The organism is Paraburkholderia nemoris, from assembly GCF_905221015.1.
In the GTDB taxonomy this organism is placed as follows: Bacteria; Pseudomonadota; Gammaproteobacteria; order Burkholderiales; family Burkholderiaceae; genus Paraburkholderia; species Paraburkholderia nemoris.
This window is the reverse complement of sequence record NZ_CAJNBO010000013.1, coordinates 85600-108700: the sequence shown is the minus strand read 5'-3', so window position 1 is coordinate 108700 and position 23101 is coordinate 85600. Positions and strand designations below refer to the sequence as shown.

Sequence of the window (23101 nt, the reverse complement as noted above, 5' to 3'; positions counted from 1 at the left end):
GTGGTGACTGATCAGGCGGCGATGGTTCAGGTTCGGGGATAGATCGATGGAAGAATTGCTGCCGTATTACGAGCGCGAATTATCATTTCTGCGGCGCTACTCGCGCGATTTCGCCGAGCGCTATCCGAAGATCGCAGCGCGCCTCGCGATGTCGGGCGAGCACTGCGAAGATCCGCACGTCGAGCGGATGATCGAATCGTTCGCGCTGCTGGGCGCGCGTATCAACAAGAAGCTCGACGACGATTACCCCGAATTCACCGAAGCGCTGCTGGAAGTGCTGTATCCGCACTACCTGCGGCCGTTTCCGTCGTGCTCGATCGCGCAGTTGGGTACCTCGGCCGCGCTCAGTCATCTGACCGAACCGGTGCTGGTCGAGCGTGGCACCGAACTCAAGTCGCGCCCGATTCGCGGCGTGCAATGCCGCTTCCGGACCGCCTACGATGTGACGCTGGCGCCAATCCGGATCTCGGAGGCCAAGTACACATCGGTGGCCATGGCGCCAAGCGCGACCGTTCTGCCGGGCAACGCTACGGCGATTGTGTCGATCACGTTCGAATCCACAGCTGCGCAGCTCGATCTCTCCGCATTGAAAGTCGGCACGTTGCGCACGCACCTGCACGGCGAACAGTCGTTTATCGCGGCGCTGGCGGACTGCCTGTTCGTCAACGCGATGGCCACTTATGTGGAAGCCGACCGCCGCGGCGTGTGGACGCAACTGCGTCAATCGCCGGTCGTACAAGCCGGTTTCGATGAAGACGATGCGCTGATCGACTATCCGGCCAAATCGCATCCGGCGTACCGGTTGCTGACTGAATACTTTGCTTTCCCCGAAAAATTCAACTTCACCGATTTCGATCTGGCGGCGATGACACGCGCGAGCGGCCGCTGCCAGCGTCTGACGCTGCACATCGTACTGAAGGAAGTGCGCAGCGATTCTCATGTTGCGCGCTTGCTGGATTCGTTGTCCGCGCACCATTTCCGCTTGTTCTGCACGCCGGTCGTGAATCTGTTCGAACAGCACGGCGAGCCGATCCGCATCAGTCACCAGGCGATTTCGTACCCGGTGATCGCCGAAGCGCGCCGGGCATTCGCGTACGAAGTCTATTCGATCGACTCGGTGAAACTCGTCCGGCAGCAGGCGCATGAAGAATCGGTGATCGAATTCCGGCCGTTCTATTCGTTGCATCACGGCGAAGCGGCGCGTGCAGGGCACTACTGGTTCGCGCGACGCAACGATTGGGTTGCGCAGAAAAGCCCCGGTTACGAGACCGAAATCTCGATCGTCGATATCGACTTCGAACCGGCCGCGCCGCAGACCGATACGCTGAGTCTCGATCTGACGTGTACCAATCGCGACCTGCCGGCCAGCCTCGCCGTGGGTCTCGAAGGTGGCGATCTGTTTCTGGAAGGCGGCTCGCTAACGGGCAGCATCACGATGCTGCGCAGGCCGACGCCTAGTGTGCGTTTCGAGCGCGGGCGCGCTTCGCACTGGCGGCTGATTTCGCATCTGGCGTTGAACCATGTGTCGCTCGCTAATAGCGGCCTGTCGGCGCTCAAGGAAATGCTGGTGCTTTACGATTTGCGGCGCACGGCGGTGTCGGCGCGGCATATCGACGGTTTGGTCGGCATCGAGCAGCGCGCAGCGGTGCAATGGCTGCCGGGCAAACCGTTTGCAACCTTCGTGCGTGGCATTGAGATTCGTTTGACGATCGACGAAGAGCACTTCGTCGGCACGAGTCTCGCTTCGTTTGTGCGGGTGATCGATACGTTTTTCGGGCTGTACGTACATCTGAACAGCTTTGTGCAACTGGTCGTCGTGTCGAAACGCACCGGCGAGGAGATTCTGCGATGCAAACCGCGCAGCGGCGAATCGATCCTGGCGTAGTCGAGCAACTTCTCGACGAACCGCATCGCTTCGAATTTTTTCAGGCGGTGCGGATTCTCGAGAAGTGGTTCGCGCAACAAACGCCGTCGAGCCATGGACGCCCCGGCGAAATCGTCGCGCAGCGAATTGCCTTTCGCAATTCGCTGTCGATGTCGTTTCCGCCGAGCGAAATTCACAGCGCACAGTCTTACGACGATGAAGGCACGGCGCTGAAAGAGAAGCCGCAACGCACCGCCGCGCTTGAAGCAGGCTCGCTCAACAAGGTCGATATCACGCCGGCTTTTTTCGGGTTGCTCGGCGGGCAGGGCGCCTTGCCGCTGCACTACACCGAACAGATCATCGCGCGCGAGCAGATTAAGCGCGACCGGGCCGCGCGCGAATTCTTCGACGTGTTTTCGAATCGCGCGACTGCGCTGTTCTACGCGGCGTGGAAGAAGTACAGGCTGCCGTTTCACTACGAACTGGATCGGGACGAACGTTATCTGCCGCTGTTGCTCGCGTTGGCAGGCGTCGCCGACGACGACACGCGCAACAGTCTGCAAAGCGGCGACGGCGCGCTATTCGACGAAGCGATTGCCGGCTATGCATTGGCCGCACGACACCGGCCGGTTTCAGCGGCCTATCTGCAACGTACCCTGTCCGAGTACTTCAAGGTGCGGGTGCGCGTCGAGCAGTTCGTCGGCAAATGGTACGACGTACCGCGCGATCAATTGACCGTACTCGGCGGCGTCAACGCGACGCTCGGCGCCACCGCGCTGGCGGGCGAGCGGGTCTGGCAGCGCGACATGCGCGCGCGGCTTGTGATCGGGCCGCTCGACAAGACCGACTACGAAGCGTTTTTACCTGGTGCAGACCGCGCCGTGGCGCTCGAACGCATGCTGACGCTGCTTGCCGGCGTGACCCTCGAATATGAGGTCTCGCTGGTTCTGCGCCGCAAGGAGGTGGGACCCAGCTCGCTGAGCGGCGGCGCACGCCTCGGCTGGGACGCATTTCTGTGCACGCGAGAAGCCGACCGTGACCGTGCGGATGCCCGCTACGAATTGCACGTGATTCACTGACAACAACAATAGAACCTGGACCCGGATCGCACGACATGAGCACGTCCCTCAATACCCTGATCGCCAAACTGAATCCGACCTGCCGGCAAGCGGCGTTACTCGCGGCGAACAACTGTCTCGCGCGCGGTCACTATGAGGTCGACCTCGAGCATCTGCTGCTCGCGCTGCTGGATGAACCGGCGAGCGATGTCACGCTGGCGCTGCGTGCGAGCCGGGTCGACGCGCATGCTTTGCGCGCGGATATCGAGCGCGAATTGCAGCGCTTGAAGACCGGCAATACGCGCACACCGGTCTTCTCGAAGCACCTCATCGATTTGCTCGAACAGGCGTGGTTGATTGCGTCGCTCGATTCGCAGATCGGCCGGATTCGCTCGGGGCATTTGCTGCTCGCGTTACTGACGGCGCCGGACCTCGCGCAGTTTGCCGAGCGCATGTCGCCGTTGCTGCGCGACGTGCGGGTGACGGATCTGAAGCACAAGTTCGACGAAATGACCGCGGGGTCGCGTGAAGTCGAACGGAGCAATACCGCAGAGAACGCTGCGGAAGGCGTGAGCGATGTAGCTGCAGCCGATTCTGCACCCGGTGCACCTTCTAAAACCCCCGCGCTCGATACTTACACCAGCAATCTCACGCAGCGTGCGCGAGAAGGCAAGATCGATCCGGTGATCGGCCGCGAAGGCGAGATTCGCCAGACCATCGACATCCTGATGCGTCGCCGGCAGAACAATCCGATCATGACGGGTGAGGCGGGCGTCGGTAAAACAGCGGTAGTCGAAGGCCTCGCTCTGCGCATTGCGGCTGACGACGTGCCTGCACCGCTGAAAGGCGTCGCGTTGCATGTGCTCGATATGGGTTTGTTGCAAGCCGGCGCGAGCGTTAAAGGCGAGTTCGAGAACCGCCTGAAGAACGTGATCGACGAGGTGAAGAAGAGCACGCATCCGATCATTCTGTTTATCGACGAAGCGCATACGATCATCGGCGCCGGTGGCCAGGCCGGGCAGAACGATGCGGCGAATCTGCTGAAGCCGGCCTTGGCGCGTGGCGAATTGCGCACCATCGCGGCGACCACGTGGAGCGAATACAAGAAGTACTTCGAGAAAGATGCGGCGCTGGCGCGGCGTTTCCAGGTCGTAAAGATCGAAGAACCGAACGAGACGCTCGCGGCGGCGATGTTGCGTGGCATGGCCGCGTTGATGGAAAAGCACTTCAACGTTCGCGTGCTGGACGATGCGATCACCGAAGCGGTGCGTCTGTCGCATCGCTACATCAGCGGCCGTCAACTGCCGGATAAGGCGATCAGCGTGCTCGACACCGCCTGCGCGAAAGTCGCGCTCGCGCATAGCTCGACACCCGCCGCGATCGACGACACGAAGAAACGCCTCGAACGCGTCGACGCCGAAATCGCGGCGCTGGAACGCGAAGTGGCGAGTGGCGCGTTGCACGACGAGCGGCTCGCGGAACTGCGCAGCCTGCGCGAAGAAGACGTGAAAGACCTGGCCGAAGACGAGGCGCGCTACGACAAGGAGCGCGCATTGGTGACGGAGATCGTCGGCTTGCGTGCGGAAATCGACGCCGCGCGCGTGAGCAGCGCGGACGCCGCGCAGGCCGACAAGGCGCAGCAGGCACGCGAAACGCTGGCCACGCGTGTTGCGGAATTGCATGCATTGCAGGGCGGCCAGCCGATGGTCCCCTTGCAGGTCGACGGCCACGTGGTGGCCGAAATCGTCGCTTCATGGACCGGCATTCCGCTCGGCCGCATGATCAAGGACGAAATTCAGACCGTGCTGAATCTGCAGCCGCTGCTGGCCGCTCGCGTGATCGGTCAGGACCACGCGCTCGATGCAATCGCACAGCGCGTGCGCACCGCCAGCGCGAGTCTCGAAGACCCGAACAAACCGCGCGGCGTGTTCATGTTCGTCGGACCGTCGGGTGTCGGCAAGACCGAAACCGCGCTGGCGCTCGCCGATGTGCTGTACGGCGGCGAACGCAAGATGGTCACGATCAACATGAGCGAGTATCAGGAGGCGCACAGCGTATCGGGCCTGAAGGGTTCGCCGCCGGGCTACGTCGGTTACGGCGAGGGCGGTGTGCTGACCGAAGCGGTGCGTCGCAATCCGTATTCGGTCGTGCTGCTCGACGAAGTGGAAAAGGCGCACCCGGACGTGCTGGAAATGTTCTTCCAGGTGTTCGACAAGGGCACGATGGACGACGCCGAAGGCCGCGAGATCGATTTCCGCAACACGCTGATCATTCTGACGTCGAACGTCGGTTCGCAGGCGGTGATGCAGGCATGCCTGAACAAGAGTGCCGAAGAGTTGCCCGATCCGGACGAACTCGCGGAGACGTTGCGCCCGCAACTGTACAAGGCGTTCAAGCCGGCGTTCCTCGGTCGTATGAAAGTGGTGCCGTACTACCCGATATCCGACGACGTGCTCGCCGAAATCATCGACTTGAAGCTGGAGCGGATTCGCCGCCGCATCGAATCGAATCACAAGGCGGTGTTCGAGTGGGACGAGTCGCTCGTCGACGCTGTGCTGGCGCGCTGCACCGAAGTGGATTCCGGTGCGCGCAATGTGGACCACATTCTGAACGGCACGCTATTGCCTGAAGTCGCGCAGCAGGTGCTGGAGCGCATTGCCAATGGCACCGCGATCGAACGCATCTCGGTCCGCGCGAGCGAAGCGGGCGAGTTCGAATACACGGTTGCGTGAACAGGCCAGTCCCCGTCTGCTTGCCAATCTGTTTTAATGCCGTACCGGAACCTTATTGCTTTCTGTCATGCCGACTAATCTGAACACGCTGCTGGCGCCGATCAGCGAAACCTCGCCTTGTGGCGACGACCTGCTGTTTTCGGCAGATTTCGACGCGATTCAGCACGCGCGCCGATTCGAAGACCCGTCGCTCGACCAGGGCGAATGGGTCACGGATATCAAGGAGGCCGACTGGCCATTCGTGGTCGAACGCTCCAGCAACCTGCTGCAGACGCAGACCAAAGACCTGCGCCTCGCTGTCTGGCTCACCGAGGCGTTGGCTATCGAAGAGGGCGTGACCGGTCTCACGCAGGGGTATGCGCTGCTGACGGGGCTGTGCGAAAAGTACTGGGATCACGTGCATCCGTTGCCGGAAGGCGACGACACAGAGTATCGCCTCGGCAACGTCGCGTGGCTGATGGGCCGTACTGGTGATCTCTTGCGGGCGATGTCACTCACGTCGTCGCAAGGCAGCTCGTACAGCACGATTGATTGGGACGTGGCCACGCATGTCGCGCAAGCGGTCAAGCGCGATCCGGATCATGCCGACGATATCGCGCGCGGCAAGCCCTCCATCGAGCAGATTGAAGCATCGAAACGCGCCACCCCGCCGGCGTTCTATTCGACCCTGCTGGCCGATCTGAAAGCATTCGAAGCGGCGATGCTCGCACTCGAACAGCAACTGGACCAGCGCGCCGGCGATTCGGCACCGAGCTTCCGTCAGGCGAAAGATGCGTACGAGAGCGTCTACCGGTTGGCGGAACGCTTCGCACGCGAACTGGGCGTCAGCGCTGAAGCGTCGCCGCCGAAAGCGCCGAAGCCGGAAGAACACGAACGCGCCGAGCCTACCTTCAAGACTTCACCGCAACGCGAGGAACCCGTGTTGACGACCATGCCGACCACGATCAGTCCGATTGCAGGAATCCAGAGCCGTGCGCAAGCCGTCGCGCAGTTGCGTGCCGTGGCCAAATTCTTTCGCAGCACCGAGCCGCATAACCCGGCTGCGTACCTTGCGGACAAGGCGGCGGAATGCGCGGATATGCCTTTGCATCAGTGGTTGTCGTCGGTGGTGAAGGACGATGGGTCGCTCGCGCATATTCGCGAGTTGTTGGGCGTGAAGCCCGAGGAAAACAGCTAGAACTTCCTTGAATGCAAGAAAAAAAGCCTGGCATCGAAATCGGTGCCAGGCTTTTTTAATTCGTCAGGTCAAGCAAGCAGCAACTCAAGACCCCGCGCGAAACTCAATACGCCGATTGCGCGCCCGTCCGTCGGTCGTATCGTTCGATGCGATCGGCTGATCCGGACCAACTCCTGTGGTCGTCATCTGCTCGGGCGGAATGCCCCGCGCGACCAGATAGCCCTTCACCGCATCCGCGCGCGCCTGGCTCAGCGCGATATTCGAGGTGCGATTGCCCGAGTTGTCGGTATGGCCGATGATCGCCACCGTCTTCGTCTGCATCTTCGACAACACGGCCGCCATCTGATCGAGAATCGCGCGGCCTTGCGGCGTAAGTGTCGCGCTACCCGTCTCGAACTCGATCGTGCGATTCGCCAATGTCTGGTCGAGCAGGCCCTGTTCCGATGCGCTCACGCGCAAGCCATTCTTGATCGTGTAGGTCGGATTCAGCGCGTTCGCCATATCGCTTGCGAGCTGTTGGCGCTGCGATTCGTTATGCACCTCGCCCTTCACGTCGATCTGCGTGCCGTCGATCTTCAACTGGCCTTTGCTGATCTGCTTCAGTTGAGGGCCGATCAGCTTTTGCACGTTGGCGGACCAGTTCGGCGGCGTCGCGACGTCGGCGACTTCGATCTGATCGACTACGTTGGCCGAGCCGTAGGTGTCGCGCAGACGTGCGAGCACGGCCGCTTTGGTCGCTTCATCCGGTACCTTTCCGCCCACCACCACCTGGCCCGGTGTTGCATTGGCCGGTGGCGGCGCTGCGCTGATCGCGCCCGTGCCGCCGCCCGTGGTGCCGCTGGCGAGGCCGGCCGTGCTGACAGCAGGACCTGCAGTGCCCGACTGTGCCGACGGCAGAGCCGTCGTGCGAATCGCCATGCCGCTGTTGTCGACCGGCGTGACGCGTGCGGGGCCGTCGTTGTCGGCATGGGCGAGTGCGCAGACGAGAAGACCTGCCAGCAGCGAGGCAATGCGCGTGTGTTTGCTCAACATCGTGTCACGCTCCCGTGAATGCTTCGCGGAACGTGTCGATGCTGACACGCAACGACAGTTGCGGTTGGTCGAGGTAACTGACGAGCTTGCTGATGCCATGGTCGTTTTGTGCGTGTTCGTCGATCCACTCGGGATCGTCGATATCGATGTTGTGTGCCGCGTACGCCTGCGGATCGACCACGCTGTGCAGCGTTTTGGCCGAGGCGCCGTTAAAGCCGATGATGAGCCGTTCGCGCTCGGCAATCGTGCCGATAAAAATCGCCAGTTCGAAGTCGGCCTGCGAGACGAACGGTGCGATCAGTTCGAGCCAGAAAGCGGCGACGAGCGAGCGATAGAACGGATCGTTCGGCAGCGGCAGCGTGAGCCCGCGTTCGAGATGCGACGAGCCGCTTTGCATCACCGGCCGCAGCAGCGAACCGAGCGCCAGCATCGCGCCACGCAGGCGCACCGGATGGCCGCTTGCAAGCAGCATCTGTTCGAGGCCGGAGAGGGTCTGATGCTCGACGAAATCGTTGAAGGTGCCGTCGTGCGGATTGCCAGGACCGCCGCCGATTTCGATCGGCACTTGCGTTTCGCCGAGCGCGTGCAGCGCGCCGGCCGGCTCGCTCACGCCGAGCAAGGGCTTCATCTGCGAGGCGATGCGCGACCACAGGCGCGCAAAGGCCAGCGGACTATGCGCGAGGAACGTCAGCGGCTTTTCCACTTCCAGCGCGGTGGCGGCAAGAAACGGAAAGCGGCGCGACGATTGATCCTGGCTCGCCACCATATGCCCGGCGATCGCCAGCTTGCTGCGCGAACCGAGGAACGCGAAGTGCATCGGCTTGGCGTTTTCGTAGACGATCTTCCAGCGCGGATCGTCAGTGAGCAACTCCATGGCCTCGGCGATCCAGCGGTCGAGCGTGGCCAGCAATTGCGGGTTATGCGCGCTTTTGACGAAGTCGCCGCGCGACGGAATCTTGCCGAAGTAGGCGATTTGCGCCTGCACGGTTTGCGTCATTGCGCACCCCCTGTGTTCGAAACCGCGGCGGCGGCCGTGGCCGGCCGTGCCGCTGGCGAGGCCGGTGCGACAGCGGGCGCGGTGCCCGCTGTTCCTGTTGGTCCTGGCGCACCCGCGGCCGTCGCATTGACTGAATTCGCCGCGGCGCTGACGTCCGCCACCGACGACGGCAGCCGCAAGCCGCGCAGGCTTTGCTGTTGCGGTGCATCGCTGCTGGCGCCGCCCGAGGCCTGCGACGTGCTGATGATGCGCATGCTGACTGCCACCGTGACATTGCCTTGCGTCCACGACAGATCGAAGGTGCCGTCCGGACGGCGCTTACGCTGCGCCGAGTTGATCAGCTTCTCCAGACCGTAGCGGCCCGGCTCGTTGACCAGTTGCAGCGTGCGGCCGTCGAAGGTCGTCGCATTCAGCGTGGCGCCCGGCGAGCCCGACGGATTTGGCCACACGAAGTTGGTCCACTGCGGCGGCGTATTGCGGTAACGCATCTGCTGGCCGTCGATCGCGAGCGTGTATTCCGTGGTGCCGCTGCTCGGCTGCGGCAGGATCTGGAATACGGTCTGCGGTTCGGCCGAGCTTTGGCCACCCGAGGTCGCGGCGCCGCCGGCAAGCGGCGCCACCCAGCGTGCGAAACCGCTGGTGAAGTCGGGCGTCAGCGCGAGACCCATGTCGCCCCATGTGCGCGAGGTCAGCGTGTCGCCACGGCGCACCGCGAGCGGCCCGAGCGTCGTGCCGACAAACTTGGCGATCGCGCCGTCCGGCCCGAACACCTGGGCGATTTCGCCTGCGCCGGCTTCGACCTTTGCATCGCCTGCAAACGGATACTTGTTCGCGAGCGACCCTTGGAAGGTCTGGTAGACCTGCGCGTTCCACACCTTGTTGACTTCGACGCTAGCCGGCTGGATCACCACCGCGTACGCCGCCATCAGCGGACGCACCAGCAGCGGGCGCAGCGCCTTGCGTTGCGAATCGGTGAGGCCCGTCAGCATCTGCTCGTCGACGTACTTCAGCGAATCGGCCAGTTCGGAGCCGCTGCCGTCGAGCGTCTGCTGCATCAGCTGACGTGCGCCCGGTCCCGGATCGCCCTGGTTCTTGATCACGTTAAAGCGCGTGCGGACCTTCGAGAGCGTGTCCATGTAGCCCTTCAACATCGAGCCGTTGTCGCCGGAGACGACGATGCGGCCCAACGCCGAGAACTCCTGGCCGATCGGACCCATCGGCACTTCCACCGGATTGCCGTTGATGTCGATGTTGGCGTTCAGCTGGCCGGTCGGCGCACGCGAGAACCAGTTCTTGAACCAGCTCGTCATGCCGGTTTGCGCGCGCTTCAGATTCGCATTGAAGAGCGACGGGTTGTCCCACGAAGTCTGGTCGTACGCGGTTTCGAGGACCTTGCGGATTGGTGAATCCTGCGGGTCGCCGAGACGGTTCATTGCATCCACCGCCTGACCGAAGCTGCCGAAGCTCTGCACGGCAATGCCCTGCATGAACTTCTGCCAGTGCATTGCGTACTCTGTCTTGTACATCGCCACGAGTGCTTTCTGGATCTGCTCGGGACTGCCTTCGAGCGTCAGGTCGTCGTGCGCGGAGGTATTGAGCACCCAGTCCTTGGCCTGCAATTCCTTGGTGGCGGCATCGCGAATCGCCGGCTGCACGTACTGGAACCATGCTTCACGCGTGAAGGTGCCGGGAATCGCGTAGCTGCCGGCCACCAGCGCCGTATTGTTTTCGCCGACGATGCGCGCGATCGTCATCGGCGCGAAACGGGTCGACGCACGCGCCTTGATTTCTTCGTAGACGCGCTGACGAGCCGGCATGCCGCGCACGACACGGCGCAGGTTTTCGCGGGTCTGGTCGACGAGGCCGAGGTTCTGGTCGATCATCGGCCAGTCGTTGTCGGACACGCGCGACAGATAGAAGGTGATCATGCGCTCGGCGCTGCGGATCATCTCGTCGCGGGGCATGTTGCCGCGATTCGTCTCGAGCCAGCCGCGCCAGAAGCGGGCGACCTGATCGGTCAGGTGAGCGGTTTCCACGTGACGCTTGTCGCTCAGCATCAGGTAGGTCTTGAGCGCGTTGTACGCGTCTTCCACGTTAGTCGGCGACGCATCGCTATACAGGCCGCCCTGGCTGTTCGCCGCCATCGCCGTGTGTGCGGACACCGGAATCGCCGCGGCGTCCGGCGTGCGGTTCAACGGTGCGAGCTGATCGGGGTGCGCGTTGACGTCCTTCAGGAACGACGCGAGATTCTGCGAGACCGGGTCGAGCAGGATCTGGCGCACGCCGTTGTAATACTCCGTGAGCAAGTGCTGCTCGAGGCGGTCGCCCTGATACAGCCCGAGCGACACGGCCAGCGGCTTGTCGCGGCGGAACTGTTCGAGCTGGTCGATGCGGTCTTCCAGAATGTCCATGGCCTGCAGGCGCGATTGCAGGTCGTTGCGGTTCTGCTGCAGGCGCACCACGTTGTCGAGGTCGGCCTTGACGTTGTCGGCGAGCTGCTCATTGCCGATCGTCGACCACGTCCAGCCGCCGAGCGCCAACGCGAGCACCGCGACGAAGCCGAAGAACGTGGCATAACGCATGCGCGTTTTGGCGGGACTGGCGAACTGCTTGACGGTTTGCCGGTCGGCGAAGATCACCTTGGAGAACAGATCGCGCAGGAAGAAGCCGTTCTTCGAGAACGCGCTATGCGGCTTGGGCAGGCTGTCCGCGGAAAGACCAAAGCGGTTGGCGATACGCGTGGCGGCGGCGCTGTTGGTCTCGCCTTCCTGCAACGCGCTGGTGAAGTAGAAGCCGCGGAAAATGGGCTTGTGCTGGAACGGATTGGTTTCGAACAACGTGGCGAGGAACGCACGCAACGCGGGCTTGATCGCCGAGAATTCGAGCGGGAAGCTCAACTGGCCGGGCGAGAGCTTGTTGCCGCGGTTGATCGACATCTGCGCGACGCTGATTTCCTTCAGGCCGTCATACAGTTCCTCAAAGTGGTCGTCGAATAGACCCACTACGTCGCGCTTCTCGTCCGGCTCGTAGGGCAGGGTGGCGCCCCACACGCGATCGTATTCGTGGCGGTCGCTGCCGCTGAAAAATTCGGTGAAGCCCGTGATCAGGTCGGCCTTGGTGAACATCACATACACCGGCGCAAACACTTCGAGCTTCTCGGTCAACTCCTGCACCCGTTGGCGCAGATTCTTCGCGAGATTGATCGCGAACTCGGGCTTGCTGCTGGTCAGCTCGGCAATGCTCGCCGTGACGATGATGCCGTTGATCGGCGCCTTCGGCCGGAAGCGCTTGAGCAGGCCGAGGAAGCCGATCCATTCGGTGCGGTCTTCTTCGTGCACGGAATAGCGGCCGGCGGTGTCGAGCAGAATGCCTTCAGTCGTGAAGAACCAGTCGCAATTGCGCGTGCCGCCGATGCCGTGAATCACGGCGTTGTTCTTGTCGGCGAAAGGAAATTGCAGACCGGAATTCAGCACGGCGCTGCTCTTGCCCGCGGCCGGGTTGCCGATCACGATGTACCAGGGCAATTCATACAGCGCGGAGCCGCCGGACATCTGACCGATCTTCGAGGTCTTGATCGTTTTCACCGCGTCGACGAGGCGCGTGCGCAGCACGTCGAGTTCGGCCTGGCGCGCGGGCGTTGGGGCGGGGCCGGTTTCGGTCTGTTTTTCGGCTTGCTGCTCGAGCATTTCACCGAGCTTGTTGTTCGCGCGCCGCGCGCGCAGGCGGCGCACCACCCACACCAGCAGCCATAGCGCGATCACCGCGCCGAGCACGATGGCAGGCCACATCAGGTCGATCTGCAAGGTATCGGCACCGATGAACAAAACAGCAGCGAGCGCGAGCAAGCCGATGATCGAGAGCGTGCGTGTATGGGTCAACACGTTAAGAATGCGTCGCATAGGCCGTTCAGGTCTTGGTGATGTGTGTTGTGGCGCGTGTGTGACAAACAGCATGGTGCGAGCGCGGGCAAAGTCTGCCAGCGCCGCGTTTGAAATAAATCGAAAGCATATTCAGGCGAAGGTGAATGCGGCCGGATTGTTAAATCCGCCGTGGAATGTTTCGCCGATGGCGATGGGACGAATGCCGTTATGCAGGCGGCATTGCCGACTTTTGCCAGAAAATTTGCTTGAACGCCCCATTGCCAACCTCTTTATTGCCCACTTCGCCTTAATGACCACGCCCCAGGACGAAGCCGGGTTTGTGATATTCAACGTGCCCGAGATCCATCAATTTCCAACGGCCACCCCACGTCAGGCCGACCTGTTCGGCCGTCTGTCCGTATAACTGATAGCCTCGCATGGCCCAGGGATCTTTTTCTGAAATGACGAGCTTGCCGTCGCGCAAAAACGCATTGTCCGCGGCAAGACCGTATTGGTGATAGCTTTGAAACGCTGCGGCATTGGTGACGTTGCCCCCCATTTGCGCCAGGCGGTTTTGCCGCTCCGGACTGCGATAACCTTCCAGCAATGCCATTTCATACCCGTACTGCTCGTGCATGATTTTGTAAACGAGCAATAAACGCGTTCTGAAATCGGCGTCGAGCAAATTCCAGTCGCGGCTCGCGTCTTTCAGCGCGGGCCGAATCTGCTCCACTTCCTGCGTTGCAAATACCTCGGGCGGCAGCGGCGGCGGGGGCACGAGCTGTTCGCCATTCAATAACGCGGCAATTTTCTCATCCGGTACCCGTGCAGTGTCATCGAATTGGAATAATTGCCTGCCGCGTAAAGCCAATGCCACCAATGGCGGCGTCGCAAGAATACCTGTGGTGGTAAAAATCAGCAAGCGCCGCTTTGCCAGTAACTTTTGCATATCGACTGCAGTCGATTGCGAAATTTTTGCCGAACGTACTAATTGACCGCGAGCACGTGAAGCACCTTGAGATGCTCCGCGCATAACGCGGCCGTGAATGGCGAGTGCGGCGCCTAATAAAGAGGCGCGTACCGCCGGCAATAGCAGCATTGCGGCGATCACAACGGCGAAGGCGAAATAGGCGAGAAGTACTACGGCAATCAAAGTCGACCCCGGAAATTGGAAACAATTGTATTTTGTAATGCTTGCTCTTAGAATCAGGCCTGCTCGGAGAGGAGCCGGAACGGTATTATCACGGCGAAATAATCCAGGATTCAATGAGACAGTGAATGAGTGCGCCGGAAAGTTCGAATTCCAAAGCCCCACCTAGCCTGTTATCCGATAAGGCTAAGGGCGCCGATGGCAATGGTTCGCGAATTCTCGCGAATCTGGAAGGCCGCGTCGAGCCGCCTACCGATAAACCACGCCGGTCCAAAACGCCGCTGCTGCTGGTCGCCTTGCTGGTGATCGCGGCCGGCGGCTGGGGCGCGTGGCATATGCAGCAGCGTGTGCAGACGGAGTCGTTGGCCTCAGCCACGCCTGCGAACGCCGCGAAAGCTGCGGTGCCGGCGTCCGCCGCGAGCGGTGCGCCGCAGGTCACTGCGAAAGCGGAGGCGCCGGTTGCAGCGTCGTCACAAGCGGCCACGATCGTTGCTGACGACAGCGACAACAAGGCGCCACAGGCATCCGCGAGTGCGCCTGCCAGTGGCGATGAAAACCGCTTATCGCGCGCGCTTGCCGATGGCGCTGAGCCGAGCACCGCGTCTACACCGGTTGCGTCCGCAACGGCTGCGTCGGCGGTCACGGTGCCGGCGGCAAAGCACGGTAAGAGCTCCTCCACGGCTGTCGCCAGCAATGCGAAACACGACACAGCGGCGCACAGCAAGAAGGAAAGCGCGAGCGCAAGCAATCATCACGCGAGCGCGCCGACCGCGGTCGCTCAAACGAAGAAATCGCGCCCTGCCGGTAATGCTTCGAAAGATGATTCGGATGCCGATCTATTGGCTGCACTCGTGGCGCGCACCAAACCGGCTGACGCGAAAGCGGCAGACGGCAGCACGGCCACCAAGGTCAGTGCATCGGCTGCGCCTGGGAACGCCAAGCTGGCCGAACGCGTGAAAGAGTGCGGGCAACGCGGCTTCTTTGAAGACCAGTTGTGCCGCTGGCGCGTGTGCGACGGGCATTGGGGTAAAGACCCCGCTTGTCCGGGGGCTGCGCCGCAGGCACGTCAGCCGTAAGTTCGCGTAATGTGCTGCGCGTCTTCGTGACTCGCGGCACATGCGGTCCACGCAATTCACATTCGCTGTCGCATCGCTAGCTGTCAATCTGCGGCTTCACAGCTAGCGATGCGCGTCACTCGACGCGCATTCGTTCCACCATCGCCGACCTGAGCATTATCTTCCACTGGTACTTCGATCCTGCGTTGCTCCGCGTCGCCCGGCTTGCGCGCTACCAGTTGTGAATTCTTCAGCGGACCGCTGCGCGGTGCGATATCAGCGCACTGTTCAAGCAGGTCCACCACCTGATCGGCCAGAACGATGTCGAGCGCAATGGCGGGATGATTCGCAAGAAACTCAGGCACGAGCGGCGGCACATATTACGTCTATGATGAACCCGCTTATTCGAGCGGTATGACTGCACAAAAAGGAGACATCGGTGAAGGGACTTTTCGTGGCGTTGACCTGCGTGGCAAGCGTGGTGGCCGTCTCGGCGCTCTCTGCGTGTGGCGGCAACGATATCCGTGCGCAGACGAATCCACCCAAAGTGATTATCGACAGCGACTACAACACACTGAGCGACGACGGGCAGCTCGGCGTAATGGCTGCGCAATTGCAGGCGCAAGGCTCACTGAAAGTATTGGGTATTACGGTGGTCTCCGGCAATCAATGGTTGAAGCAGGGCGTAGCGGATGCATTGAAATCGGTTGAGCGTCTTGGCGTTGAAAATCAGATCGGCGTCTATGCGGGCGCCAATTATGCGTTATCGCATGATTTCGCCACCATCCAGGCCGAGCAGAAGCAATTCCCGGGCGGCGACGGCTATCTCGGCGCGTGGAATACGCCCGAGCCGAAATCGGACGGCGACCTCGTTGCACCACCGGACGGCTTCGCTACGCACACAAAAGTGCAGGGCAAGAGCGCGGTGGATTTCATCGTCGATTCGGTGAAGCAATATCCTGGCGAGGTGACGATTCTGGCGATCGGCCCGCTGACCAACATCGCGCTCGCCACGCGTCAGCACCCTGAGATCGTGCCGCTGATCAAACAGATCATCTATATGGGTGGTGCGATCGACGTGCCTGGCAACACGACACCCACAGCCGAATTCAACTGGTGGTTCGATCCGGAAGCCGCGAAGACTGTGTTGCGCCTGCCGATCAAACAGGTGGTGATTCCGCTCGACGTGACGGACACCGTGAAGATGGACAAAGCGCTGTACGACCGCGTTGCGCACGATCCGAACAAACAGACCATCATCACGCAACTATTCAAGACCTTGAACGGCTATGGTTTCGACGGGAAGAACGGTTTTGAAACGAATCCGAACTACACCACGAATATCTGGGACACGCTGACGCTGGCGTATCTAATGCATCCGTCGTTCGCGACGCAGACGGTGGATGAATGGGTGGATGTGGATATGAGCTTCGGCGCCAATGACGGCAAGTCGACTGGTTACACCAGTTCGCGGCCGGCGGGTTTGCAGAAGATGACAGTGGTGAAACGCTTCGACAATCCGACTTTTTTCAATTTCTACGTTGATCTGCTGACACGTCCGGTGCCGGTGACACTACCGAACTAACGTATCCGTGATGTTGCGGGCCTGCATGAAACCCGCCTCAAGCGGGATGCAGGCCACGCAACAACTGACGCACTCGCGACAGGTCCTGATCGACGTGTTCGGTCTGCTCGAACAACTCCGCAAGCCAGTCGACGAAAGCCCGAACGCGCGGCGACACCCGACGGTTTTTCACATACGCGACCGAGACCGGCATCGGCGCGGGTTTCCATTGCGGCAGTACTTCGCGCAACAGTCCCGAATCGAGGTAGGGCTGTGCGGCGATTCGTGCGGGCTGGATCAGCCCCAGGCCTTGCAGTCCGCAGGTGAGATAAGCCTGCTCGTCGCTGACTTTAACGAAGCCTCTGACCTTGACGTTTTGAGCTTCGCCGTCCACTTCGAAGTCGAAGTCGACTTCGCGGCCGTTATGCGGTGACATGCAATTGACGGCGGCGTGTCCGCGCAGATCGTCGAGGTCGACGGGCGTGCCATGTCGGGCCAGATAAGCCGGGCTTGCGCATGTCACGTGCTCGAGGGTGCCCAATTGCCGCGCGATCAGATTCGAGTCGGGCAATTCACCTAGCTGAATGCTGCAGTCGATGGCTTCCGAGATCAGGTCGACCGTGCGGTTGCTGATGCCGATGGCGAGATCGAGATTCGGATAGCGGGTGTGGAAGTCCTCCAGTGCTGGGAGGACGATGGTGCTCGCTACCGCGCCGGGCATTTCTATGCGCAGGCGGCCGGTCAGGTTGTCTGTTGCGTGACGGAGGCTCGCTTCCATTTCGTCGATGTCGGCGAGGATTTGCGCGCAGCGTTCGTAGTAGGCTGCGCCTTCTGGCGTGATGCTCAGGCGCCGCGTCGTGCGGGTTAGGAGGGCGGTGCCTAGCAGCGCTTCGAGATTCTGGACGATGGTTGTCGCTGTCGCGCGGGGGATGTTGAGGGATTCCGCTGCGCGGGTGAAGCTGTTGGTGTCCACGATTCGGATGAATGTCCGCATTGCAGTTATTCTGTCAATCACGATGCAAACTCCTGTTGGTGAGAGAGGGTTGTTTTTTTGCCTTTTGCGGCGGCATTGGCCGTGTTCTTAGGGCTTTGGTCTTTCCTTGTTCTGGCTTTGGTGCCTTTCCTTGAATTGTTAGTGGTCTATTAGCGTTCCCCCTGTGCGCGGGGGCACCTACTTTTCTTTGCCGCCGCAAAGAGAAGTAGGCAAAAGAAAGCGGCTAGAAGCCCCTGCTAAGCGGGTCCCGCAGCTCGCTCACGGTAGTGGTGCATCTGGAATCTGTGTTCGTGCCGTGCAGGTGTTTGTGACAAGGGCGTCATACTTCCGGCGGCGCTGCGCGCGCCGAAGAGTACTTCTTAAAACCACCCGCTACGTTTGGTGCTGGCGTTGGTGCTCCCGCGGTTGAGCCCTTGGGTTTGGGCTCTCGCGTTTTTACTGCACCACGACTCGTTATTGCATCGCCACTGCGAGTGATCGATATTTATTTGAAGTGGGGTTCGCCCACGAGTGCGACAGCGCGTCGCCGAGGCGAAGCCGACGGCCCCACAAACCAAAACCGAAGCCGGTGGTTTCCCCTGCAGACCCGTCCGCGACGCACGCAGTGCGGAGTGGGAGCTGATGAGCCCTTTGTCACTAACGTGGAACGCGGAAGGACACGGATTCCAGTCGCACCACTACCCGTAGCAGACCACGGTGCCCACTTAGCAGGGGCTTCTAGCCGCTTTCTCTTGCTTACTTCTCTTTGCGGCGGCAAAGAGAAGTAAGTGCCGCCCCGCACAGGGGCAACGCTAATAGACCACTAACAATTCAAGGAAAGGCACCAAAACCAGAACAAGGAAAGGCACCAAATCCAGATCAAGGAAAAGGCCAAAGCCCTAAGAACACGGCCAATGCCGCCGCAAAGGCAAAAACAAAATCACTTCCTTAAGGAATCCAGATCAACAACAAACCGATACTTAACATCACTCTTAAGCATCCGTTCATAAGCGTCATTAATCCCCTGCATAGGAATCACCTCAATATCCGAAGTAATCCCATGCTCGCCGCAAAAATCCAGCATTTCCTGCGTCTCAGCAATCCCGCCAATCAACGACCCAGCCAGCCTGCGGCGCTTAAAGATCAGATTGAACACCTGCGGCGACGGATGGTCATGCTCCGGCGCTCCAACCAGCGTCATCGTCCCATCGCGCTTGAGCAGATTCAAAAACGGATTCAAATCATGCTGCGCAGCCACCGTATTCAGAATGAAATCGAAGCTATTGGCATGTGCGCCCATCTCCTCAGCATTCTTTGAAATGACAACCTCATGCGCACCAAGCCGCTTGGCATCTTCAATCTTCGACGGGGACGTCGTGAACAACACGACATGTGCGCCCATCGCACGGGCCAGCTTCACGCCCATGTGACCCAGGCCGCCAAGGCCGACAATCCCGACCTTCTTGCCAGGACCGGCGCCCCACGTGCGCAGCGGCGAATACGTCGTGATACCCGCGCATAGCAACGGCGCCACACCCGCCGGGTCGAGGTTCTCCGGCACGCGCAGCGTGAATGCTTCATCTACTACCAGTTGCGTCGAGTAACCGCCGTAAGTGATCTGACCGTCAACCCGGTCCACACCGTTGTACGTGCCGACAAAACCGTTTTCGCAATACTGCTCGAGACCTTCCTCGCAACTCGCACACGTACGGCACGAATCGACCAGGCATCCCACGCCCACCAGATCGCCTGTCTTGTACTTCGTCACGTCCGGACCGACCGCCGTCACGCGGCCGACGATTTCATGGCCCGGCACCACCGGGAACACCGTGTTCTTCCATTCGTTGCGTGCCTGATGCAAGTCGGAATGGCACACACCGCAAAACAGGACTTCCATCTGCACGTCATGGGCGCGCAGTTCGCGGCGCTGGATTTCGAACGGAGCGAGCGGCGCAGTCGCGTCGGTCGCTGCATAGGCGTAAGTCGTGCTCATGGGTAACTCCAGCAAAGAGGGTGATGTCGCAAGGCGCCGGCAATGGGCGACGCGTGTCGCCGATGCGGCCAAACCTTGTCATGAACCGGGATCAGGGCGCAGGCGGTGGTCGACGCATTCACCGAAACGGTGTACGGATAACCGAGCCCGGCGCAGCGTGGAAATAGATGATCCGGTAGGGTTCCCATAGTAGGGGCCAAGAACGAACCGGGGAATACCTGAATGTCTTGAAGATTTGCCTAAAACTCCTGGCGGTGAGCGCAGTAGGTCGTTTGGTGCTAAATTTCAAGCATTATTCTCTTGCACGTCACTATACCGTCATGTCAATCCGTTCCGTTGAAGCCGCCTCGGTCACTCATGATCCGGCCGAGCGCGGCCAGTCCGCTGGCGGCCCCACCGATTCCGCCCAGCAGCGTCTGGTCGACCTGTTCGATTTGCTTGCGCCCAAACCGGGCATGACGCGTTCGAGCTTCGAAGGCGTCAACCTGTTGCGCGCCAATAGTCCGATGCCGCGTATGCCCGTGATGTACGAGCCGAGCATCGTGATCGTCTGTCAGGGGCGCAAGCGCGGTTTTCTCGGCGATCAGGTGTTCCAGTACGACGCACAGCAATACCTGGTGCTGTCGGTGCCGCTGCCGTTCGAATGCGAAACCGAGGCGAGTCCGGAAGAGCCGTTCCTCGCGATTTCGGTACGCGTCGATCTGACCATGGTGGCCGAGTTGCTGATGGCGCTGAACGAAACGCAGGGCGCGACGCAAAACGAGCCGCTCGGCATTTATTCGACGCCGCTCGACCCGGCCCTCTCCAATGCCGTGCAGCGTTTGATGGACGCGTTGGCCTCACCGCTCGATGCGCGGATTCTGGTGCCAGGCGTGGTCCGCGAAATCTGTTATCGCGTGTTGACGGGCGAGCAGGGCGATGCGATTCGCGCGGCGCTCACGCATCAGAATCATTTCGGCCGCATCGCCAAGGCGTTAAGGCGTATCCACGCCGACTATCAGGGGCAACTCGACGTCGATACGCTTGCCTCTGAAGCGGGCATGAGTCTCGCCGTCTTTCATGCGCAATTCAAGGCTGTGACGGCGACCTCGCCGATGCAATACGTGAAGACCACGCGTTTGCATCACGCGCGTTTGCTGATGGCGCACGATGGTCTGAATGCCGGTGCGGCCGCGGCACGCGTCGGTTACGAAAGTGCGTCGCAATTCAGCCGCGAGTTCAAGCGTCTGTTCGGCCTGAGCCCGGTTGATGAAGTCAAGCGCATGCGCACCGTGTACGATGCACCGCCGCCGCCGCGCGTGGTCAAGCCGGTCCCGCGCTATGTGACCGCGGTATAAGCGCGCGTTCTCAGGAAGCGTTATAGCCCGCTAAACCAGTTGTACCCCTGGTCTTCCCAATAGCCGCCAGGGTTCGTGTTGGTCACGAAAATCGCCGCGATGTGCTTCGGATTCTTGAAGCCCAGCTTGGTCGGCACGCGCAGCTTCAGCGGGTAGCCGTATTTGGCCGGCAGCGGCGCGTCGCGGAAGTCGAGCGTGAGCTGGGTTTGCGGATGCAAGGCCGTCGCCATGTCGAGGCTCGAGTAATAACGGTCCGCACATTTGAAGCCGACATAGCGCGCGCTCAGATCGGCGCCGATACGTTCGAGGAACGTGCGAAACGGCACACCACGCCATTGCCCGATCGCGCTCCATCCTTCGATGCAGATGTGCCGCGTAATCTGTGAGGCCTGGGGCAACGCGCGCAGTTGATCGAGATTCCACGTGCGCTTGTCCGACACCAGACCCGACACTTCCAGTTGATACGTCGAGCCGTCGATATCCGGCGCGTCGAACTCCGGATAGAACGCGTTGAAGGGGAACGGATCGGTGATTTCTTTCGCCGAATAGGTCGGCGCGAGCTTGTTTCGATCGAATAGCCACCCCTGCACGCGATCGTTCCAGCGCGACATGGCCCACAGGACCTTGTCGACCGAATCGCCGTCCTGCATGTTGCAGCCCGAGAGCATCGCCAGCGCGCCGATCGAAAGTGACGAGCGCAGGAACAGGCGCCGTTGCAATCGTTCGATTTGCGGTTTGTGGTCAGCGAGGACAATGCGCGTGCCGCGCGAGTCTTTGCGTTCTGCGTCGCTCATGCCTCGCTCCTTTCGTGCGTGGACAGTCGGGCGCGGCCGGTCAACATCGGCAGCAACGTGCGCGGCACCAATAGCACCAGCGCCAGATGCACGACGACAAAGCCCACCACGCCCGCCATCGCGACAAAATGCACGCGACGCGCGAAATCGAAACCACCGAATAGTGCGGTAAGCCATGAAAATTGCACCGGCTTCCAGATTGAAAGTCCGGACGCGACCAGCAGCACGCCAAGGAACAATACGAAGAGATAGAGCGCGCGCTGCACCGCGTTGTATTTGCCCGTATCGTGCGGCAGCTTGAAGCGCATCGCTAATGCGGCATCGTGTACGACGTCGCGCGGATAGACGGGTAACAGCTTGCGCCGGAAATGCCCGCGCCCGATGCCATACACCAGATACAGCAGGCCGTTCGCGCACAACAGCCACATGGCCGCAAAATGCCACGCAATAGAGCCGCCCAGCCAGCCACCGACGGTCGCCCACACCGGAAACTTGAACGGAAAGAAGGGCGACGCGTTATAGATCGCCCAGCCGCTCATCACCATGCAGACCATGGCAAACGCGTTGATCCAGTGCGTGATTCGTACGACGAGTGGGTGAACGATGAAGCGCGCTTGCGGTTCGGCCATGGTCATCGGTGATAAAACAAGGAAAAATATGAAAGCCGCGTCATTGAGGCACGCGGCTGTTCGAATGGCTTAAAAAGCGAACGGTCGAAGAAACGCCGTATTACATCGGCGGCGTTACACCGTGCTCGCCCGCGGAGATGAAATTCGCCGCCATCGAGCCGTCGGCTTCCTTATGGGCAAACAGCACAACCTTCGCGCCCGGCACCAGCAGCGCGCGGTCACCGGGTTCGAGCGCGACGATAGGCACGTCTTGCGGAATCACGATTTTCTTTTCGCCGTCCTTGTACTTGACGGTGATCGTGCGGCCGTTGCTAACCACCAGCGAGCCGACCGTGCCGTTGGTCATCGTGCTGTTCGTACCGAGGTCCCACGGGCGATGACCTTCGCCGGAGCCACGCATGCTGGCGGGGAATACGTGCACTTCGAGCGCCTTCAGCGAGCCGTCGGGCTGCGGGATCGCGGCGGTGCCGACATAGCTGTCCGGCTTGATGTCGTTCACGTCGGCAATCGTCACGCCGCGAATCGGCGTGTCTTTGGCGAGCTTCACGTCGACGTCTTTGCCGTCGCGGGTGTGGACCTTGAGCACGTCGCCCGAGAGCGAGGTCACGGTGCCACGTACGCCGGTGGGCGCCGCGGTCTGAGCTTGTGCGGCGGGTCCTGCTGCGAACAATGAAGCGGCGACGAGCGCGGGGGCAACGAAGGCGCGCATCGCATTAGCGGAGACAATCTTCATGAGTCTGCTCTGGGTGGGTGAAAGATAGCGTCAGGTTAGGCGCGCGATCGGCTCCGCCAAGTGACAGACGGATGACAAAAACGTCATGAACGGCGCGCCGCAGCCACGTAGAATGGCCGCCATATCCACGTCCACATTCATGACCCACGCCCA

The 23101-nt window shown here is 61.1% G+C and carries 18 protein-coding genes; 7 read left to right on the top strand and 11 right to left on the bottom strand.

The genetic code is table 11. The annotated features are described in order from the left end of the window. Positions 1-46 precede the first annotated feature (46 nt). The 4 genes from tssF (at position 47) to tssA (ending at position 6831) form a co-directional block, all read left to right on the top strand. Positions 47-1885 carry a type VI secretion system baseplate subunit TssF gene (gene tssF / locus KHO33_RS21140; RefSeq protein WP_200565970.1) on the top strand — a complete coding sequence of 613 codons (1839 nt, stop codon included), beginning with the start codon at positions 47-49 and terminating at the stop codon, positions 1883-1885. After that, the gene (tssG, locus tag KHO33_RS21135; RefSeq protein ID WP_200565969.1) at positions 1849-2943 is read left to right on the top strand and encodes a type VI secretion system baseplate subunit TssG; all 1095 of its coding nucleotides are present in this window, start codon (positions 1849-1851) and stop codon (positions 2941-2943) included. The genes tssF and tssG overlap by 37 nt, the downstream gene beginning before the upstream one ends. A 35-nt stretch (positions 2944-2978) precedes the next feature. Then, on the top strand, positions 2979-5654 hold the full coding sequence (gene tssH / locus KHO33_RS21130) for a type VI secretion system ATPase TssH (protein ID WP_200565968.1): 2676 nt from the start codon (positions 2979-2981) through the stop codon (positions 5652-5654). A 67-nt stretch (positions 5655-5721) separates the two neighbouring features. Then, a complete protein-coding gene (gene tssA / locus KHO33_RS21125; RefSeq protein ID WP_200565967.1) occupies positions 5722-6831 on the top strand; it encodes a type VI secretion system protein TssA in 1110 nt (369 codons plus the stop codon). A gap of 84 nt (positions 6832-6915) precedes the next feature. Here tssA and KHO33_RS21120 read toward each other — a convergent pair whose 3' ends face one another. From KHO33_RS21120 to KHO33_RS21105, 5 genes are all read right to left on the bottom strand, one after another. Continuing rightward, a complete protein-coding gene (locus KHO33_RS21120) occupies positions 6916-7863 on the bottom strand; it encodes an OmpA family protein (protein WP_200565966.1) in 948 nt (315 codons plus the stop codon). A 4-nt stretch (positions 7864-7867) separates the two neighbouring features. After that, complete coding sequence (tagF, locus tag KHO33_RS21115; RefSeq protein WP_054036464.1) at positions 7868-8860, bottom strand: type VI secretion system-associated protein TagF; 993 nt, start codon at positions 8858-8860, stop codon at positions 7868-7870. After that, complete coding sequence (gene tssM / locus KHO33_RS21110; protein ID WP_200565965.1) at positions 8857-12759, bottom strand: type VI secretion system membrane subunit TssM; 3903 nt, start codon at positions 12757-12759, stop codon at positions 8857-8859. Before tssM ends, tagF begins: the two co-directional genes overlap by 4 nt. Before the next feature lie 111 nt (positions 12760-12870). Beyond that, a complete protein-coding gene (locus KHO33_RS42635; protein ID WP_266226574.1) occupies positions 12871-12999 on the bottom strand; it encodes a hypothetical protein in 129 nt (42 codons plus the stop codon). A gap of 28 nt (positions 13000-13027) precedes the next feature. Next, the gene (locus KHO33_RS21105; protein ID WP_054036462.1) at positions 13028-13873 is read right to left on the bottom strand and encodes a M15 family metallopeptidase; all 846 of its coding nucleotides are present in this window, start codon (positions 13871-13873) and stop codon (positions 13028-13030) included. Between the two features lie 125 nt (positions 13874-13998). On the opposite strand from KHO33_RS21105, the gene KHO33_RS21100 reads away from it, so the two are divergent. Further along, positions 13999-14946 (top strand): hypothetical protein, encoded by a 948-nt coding sequence (locus KHO33_RS21100; RefSeq protein WP_200565964.1) that lies wholly within the window; start codon positions 13999-14001, stop codon positions 14944-14946. A gap of 83 nt (positions 14947-15029) precedes the next feature. Here KHO33_RS21100 and KHO33_RS21095 read toward each other — a convergent pair whose 3' ends face one another. Next, positions 15030-15302: a LysR substrate-binding domain-containing protein gene (locus KHO33_RS21095; protein WP_200565963.1), complete on the bottom strand. Its 273-nt coding sequence runs from the start codon at positions 15300-15302 to the stop codon at positions 15030-15032. Between the two features lie 62 nt (positions 15303-15364). Between KHO33_RS21095 and KHO33_RS21090 the strand changes: the two genes are divergently transcribed. Beyond that, positions 15365-16510: a nucleoside hydrolase gene (locus KHO33_RS21090; RefSeq protein ID WP_200565962.1), complete on the top strand. Its 1146-nt coding sequence runs from the start codon at positions 15365-15367 to the stop codon at positions 16508-16510. A 37-nt stretch (positions 16511-16547) separates the two neighbouring features. Here KHO33_RS21090 and KHO33_RS21085 read toward each other — a convergent pair whose 3' ends face one another. Both KHO33_RS21085 and KHO33_RS21080 read right to left on the bottom strand, forming a co-directional pair. Beyond that, positions 16548-17504 carry a LysR family transcriptional regulator gene (locus KHO33_RS21085; protein ID WP_200565961.1) on the bottom strand — a complete coding sequence of 319 codons (957 nt, stop codon included), beginning with the start codon at positions 17502-17504 and terminating at the stop codon, positions 16548-16550. A gap of 898 nt (positions 17505-18402) precedes the next feature. Further along, entirely contained in the window at positions 18403-19455 is a 1053-nt protein-coding gene (locus KHO33_RS21080; protein WP_200565960.1) for an NAD(P)-dependent alcohol dehydrogenase, read from the bottom strand. A gap of 320 nt (positions 19456-19775) precedes the next feature. On the opposite strand from KHO33_RS21080, the gene KHO33_RS21075 reads away from it, so the two are divergent. Further along, positions 19776-20792 carry an AraC family transcriptional regulator gene (locus tag KHO33_RS21075; RefSeq protein WP_200565959.1) on the top strand — a complete coding sequence of 339 codons (1017 nt, stop codon included), beginning with the start codon at positions 19776-19778 and terminating at the stop codon, positions 20790-20792. A 20-nt stretch (positions 20793-20812) separates the two neighbouring features. On the opposite strand, the gene KHO33_RS21070 is transcribed toward KHO33_RS21075, so the two are convergent. The 3 genes from KHO33_RS21070 to KHO33_RS21060 form a co-directional block, all read right to left on the bottom strand. Further along, positions 20813-21586: a molybdopterin-dependent oxidoreductase gene (locus KHO33_RS21070; RefSeq protein WP_054036452.1), complete on the bottom strand. Its 774-nt coding sequence runs from the start codon at positions 21584-21586 to the stop codon at positions 20813-20815. Further along, positions 21583-22215: a cytochrome b/b6 domain-containing protein gene (locus KHO33_RS21065; protein ID WP_200565958.1), complete on the bottom strand. Its 633-nt coding sequence runs from the start codon at positions 22213-22215 to the stop codon at positions 21583-21585. The genes KHO33_RS21070 and KHO33_RS21065 overlap by 4 nt, the downstream gene beginning before the upstream one ends. Before the next feature lie 100 nt (positions 22216-22315). Continuing rightward, on the bottom strand, positions 22316-22948 hold the full coding sequence (locus KHO33_RS21060) for a hypothetical protein (RefSeq protein ID WP_200565957.1): 633 nt from the start codon (positions 22946-22948) through the stop codon (positions 22316-22318). Positions 22949-23101 lie beyond the last annotated feature (153 nt).

Bases quoted from the DNA above. Each gene is read 5' to 3' on its own strand.
- KHO33_RS21120 (WP_200565966.1), bottom strand. From the start codon at position 7,863: ATGTTGAGCAAACACACGCGCATTGCCTCGCTGCTGGCAGGTCTTCTC.
- tssM (WP_200565965.1), bottom strand. From the start codon at position 12,759: ATGCGACGCATTCTTAACGTGTTGACCCATACACGCACGCTCTCGATC.
- tssH (WP_200565968.1), top strand. From the start codon at position 2,979: ATGAGCACGTCCCTCAATACCCTGATCGCCAAACTGAATCCGACCTGC.
- tagF (WP_054036464.1), bottom strand. From the start codon at position 8,860: ATGACGCAAACCGTGCAGGCGCAAATCGCCTACTTCGGCAAGATTCCG.
- KHO33_RS21075 (WP_200565959.1), top strand. From the start codon at position 19,776: ATGTCAATCCGTTCCGTTGAAGCCGCCTCGGTCACTCATGATCCGGCC.
- KHO33_RS21100 (WP_200565964.1), top strand. From the start codon at position 13,999: ATGAGTGCGCCGGAAAGTTCGAATTCCAAAGCCCCACCTAGCCTGTTA.
- KHO33_RS42635 (WP_266226574.1), bottom strand. From the start codon at position 12,999: ATGGGGCGTTCAAGCAAATTTTCTGGCAAAAGTCGGCAATGCCGCCTG.
- KHO33_RS21060 (WP_200565957.1), bottom strand. From the start codon at position 22,948: ATGAAGATTGTCTCCGCTAATGCGATGCGCGCCTTCGTTGCCCCCGCG.
- tssG (WP_200565969.1), top strand. From the start codon at position 1,849: ATGCAAACCGCGCAGCGGCGAATCGATCCTGGCGTAGTCGAGCAACTT.
- KHO33_RS21080 (WP_200565960.1), bottom strand. From the start codon at position 19,455: ATGAGCACGACTTACGCCTATGCAGCGACCGACGCGACTGCGCCGCTC.
- KHO33_RS21070 (WP_054036452.1), bottom strand. From the start codon at position 21,586: ATGAGCGACGCAGAACGCAAAGACTCGCGCGGCACGCGCATTGTCCTC.
- tssA (WP_200565967.1), top strand. From the start codon at position 5,722: ATGCCGACTAATCTGAACACGCTGCTGGCGCCGATCAGCGAAACCTCG.
- KHO33_RS21065 (WP_200565958.1), bottom strand. From the start codon at position 22,215: ATGGCCGAACCGCAAGCGCGCTTCATCGTTCACCCACTCGTCGTACGA.
- tssF (WP_200565970.1), top strand. From the start codon at position 47: ATGGAAGAATTGCTGCCGTATTACGAGCGCGAATTATCATTTCTGCGG.